General features: G+C 28.7%; 2 protein-coding genes. Both read right to left on the bottom strand.

Translation table 11 applies throughout. The features are described from left to right. Window positions 1-375: 375 nt before the first annotated feature. Complete coding sequence (locus KA830_RS02670; protein ID WP_078099048.1) at window positions 376-1,380, bottom strand: protein rep; 1,005 nt, start codon at window positions 1,378-1,380, stop codon at window positions 376-378. A 183-nt stretch (window positions 1,381-1,563) separates the two neighbouring features. Continuing rightward, window positions 1,564-2,385 carry a putative RNA methyltransferase gene (locus KA830_RS02665; protein ID WP_165618873.1) on the bottom strand — a complete coding sequence of 274 codons (822 nt, stop codon included), beginning with the start codon at window positions 2,383-2,385 and terminating at the stop codon, window positions 1,564-1,566. Window positions 2,386-2,998: the final 613 nt, after the last annotated feature.

Raw genomic sequence — 2,998 nt, 5'->3', positions numbered from 1 at the left:
TGTTTCTTAAAACGCAAATATGAGCAAAATAAGGGTACATCTTTCTGACATTTAACTTGTATTCAAAAGACATATTACTTAAGTTGCTAAAGTCATTTTAAATACAATCACTTGTACTTTTTAAACATAAGCCAGAAAAACGATATAACTTTTATATATATTTTTCTAATTTGATTGGAACTCCCTAAAATTTATATAACTTAAAAAGTTAAATTGTTTATCTCATTTTTTGTACATAACCAGTGGCGAATTTTTCAGACACTGCCCATTTACATGCAAATTAAAATTTTCATGGTAAAACTGGTCAACCATGCCGGTTGAACGCTATAGTTCCTGCAGGGGCAAAAATACATAAAAAAAACGCTAGCTTTTAAGCTAACGTTTCAAATCTTTTAAGTAATAATTTTGTTTTTCAAAATTCCAAATTGCAGTAATTGAATGTGCTTTTTCTTCTTCGTCTGTTGTTTTATCTTCGTCACTTGTATTAATTAAATTGCCATCTTCGGCATCGTCTAAATTTAAAATTTTATGTTTTTGTTTAAGCAATCCACCATAACTCAACATACGTTTTCGGTATAAACCTTTTTCTAAATCATTCACGATTTCCTGATTTCTTTCGTCATCATCAGTTAAAAAATCAGATGATTTAACCGAATATTTCGAGGTTTCTTTGATTGCTGCTTGAATATCTTTATCGCCTTTTTGATTTGGTTTGATCGCTTTAATATTTGCTACTGGCCGATAATTAACTTGTAATGCTTTTTGCCATAAATTAATCCAATCATTTTGAGAAATGTAATTCTCAGAACCTCTAAAATATTTACTTTCAACACACAATAAAACATGCATATGTTGATTATAACTACCGTCATTTTTATTAACTGTAACCTCTGTCGAACGCATAAAACCAATTAAATTTTTACTAACTTTTTTATATTTAAATAATCTTCTAAATGATTCAGTTAAATGTTTAAGACTTTTTTCTAAAGTATCTCCATCTATCGCATTTCGTGTTGATAGTGTAAGAAACAACCAACGTGCTTTCGGCTTTTCTTTAACCACTTCTTCAATCACTCTTTGAGCTTGATAACTATTTTTCATAGCACGCCTCCAATTACAAACTGGACACAATTTTGATTTACAAAACCATGTCTTATGTAACTTCAAATAACCTTCATCAGTAGGCTTGAACTCTAAGACGTTACCACATTGTTTTACGTTAAAAGCCTTTTTAATTTTTAAGATTTCTAGTATATCTGCATAACTTACATTATCGATTTTCTTTTCTCTCCACGGGCGTTGTTTCCCACTTTTCGTTAAGTCTTTTAGTGTTTTATTATCTTGATTTTCATCTATATATTTTGTATGATTGTCTTGCATATAAAAAGACCTCCAGTATTTGATTTTAGCTCGACACTTTAATCTTATTACTGGAGTTTTTTTATGTCAAATTTTATTTTATACACTAAAAATCTTTCAAAACACTGTTACATCAAGCTTGAAACAACATTTTAAAAAAGAACGTTATTTCTATATAGTATCAAGACAAGAAGAAACTCGTTTTCAACTCGTTTTAAAACCACCAACCAAAACCTTAAAACTCATCGTAATTTCACTTAAGTTTTTCTTAATTATTCCTTCTTTTTCTACGTCACTTAAATTCCACGTTAAAGGCGTCATATCAAGTAATTTATTCAATTCTTCTTTATTTAATTTAACCTTATAACTAATGTCTATCATTTCAATTTTATTAAAATTAGCTTCAAATAAATCTATAACATCAGAATTATCATAATCCTTATTTTTATGATTACTAAAGACTATATTCCTTATTTCTTTTAAATAATCACTATTAGGAATTATTTTTATCAATTTCCCCTCTTTATCTAGAACTCTTTTAAACTCATCATAATTAGAAGGGCTAAGCACATTAATTAAAAAGTCTACATTCCCATTCATAACTGGTATATCAGCTAGATCAGCAACCAACCAATTTATATTTTTATATGATTTTGCTGCTTTTTTTACACCTTCTTTTGCAATGTCTATACCTAAGAATTCATTTTCACCAAGAAATGTTTTACTAATTTCATTTAAAATATAACCCTCACCAGTACCAACATCTATCACATTATTTTTAGTTTTAATCTCATATTTTTTAATAATTTCTATGATTTTTGAAATTAATATCGAATACAAATTGCTACTATCATTCAATTCTCTTCTAGCAATAAACAATTTTTTATCGTATTTACTTTTTTTATGCCCTGAAATTAAATTCGAATAACCCTCTTTTGCAATATCAAAAGTATGGTTATTCTCACATGCTAAAGTTTTATAACCTCTCTTTAATTTTTCATCACATATAGAACACTTAAAAAACATATTCACACCTCCAATCAAATAATTATAAATAACAAAGTTGCTTTATTCCAATTGCTTTATTGACGTTGAGCCTCGGAACCCTTAACAATCCCAAAACTTGTCGAATGGTCGGCTTAATAGCTCACGCTATGCCGACATTCGTCTGCAAGTTTAGTTAAGGGTTCTTCTCAACATCAATAAATTTTCTCGGCATAAATGCGTGTTCTTTTCTTGTCTGCCCAGTAGACAAAGTAGACCCAACTGTTATTGCTTTACAGGTCTATTTTTCGTCGTTATAATCTAGTTAAATCCCGTAAGGGCGCACTTATGCGTTCTAAAAAGAACGCGTAAAAAACCATAATCGACCTTCGTCAATTTTTATCTTAGTTTTAAGGAATCGGCGTTGTAGCGCAGATATAAAAATTAATACTGCACGAACTAGAATCGACGTTGTAGCGTAGATATAAAAATTAATACTACATAGAAATTTAACTAAGATTTAAGCTACTAGTTTTTTGCTAGTAGCTTTTTTATTTTCTTAATTTTTAAATGCCTTTATTTTGAATTTTAAGGGGGTATTTAGAGCAAACTCTATATTTATATATTTTTATACCTGTATATTTATATATGTTTC

The organism is Staphylococcus sp. GDY8P119P (assembly GCF_017892075.1).
In the GTDB taxonomy this organism is placed as follows: Bacteria; Bacillota; Bacilli; order Staphylococcales; family Staphylococcaceae; genus Staphylococcus; species Staphylococcus ureilyticus.
Note: the sequence above shows the minus strand (reverse complement) of the source record. Positions and strands in the feature narration are given on the sequence as shown.

What these genes read in the sequence shown, in the direction of transcription:
- KA830_RS02670 (WP_078099048.1), bottom strand. Translation starts at nt 1,380, where the DNA reads ATGCAAGACAATCATACAAAATATATAGATGAAAATCAAGATAATAAA.
- KA830_RS02665 (WP_165618873.1), bottom strand. Translation starts at nt 2,385, where the DNA reads ATGTTTTTTAAGTGTTCTATATGTGATGAAAAATTAAAGAGAGGTTAT.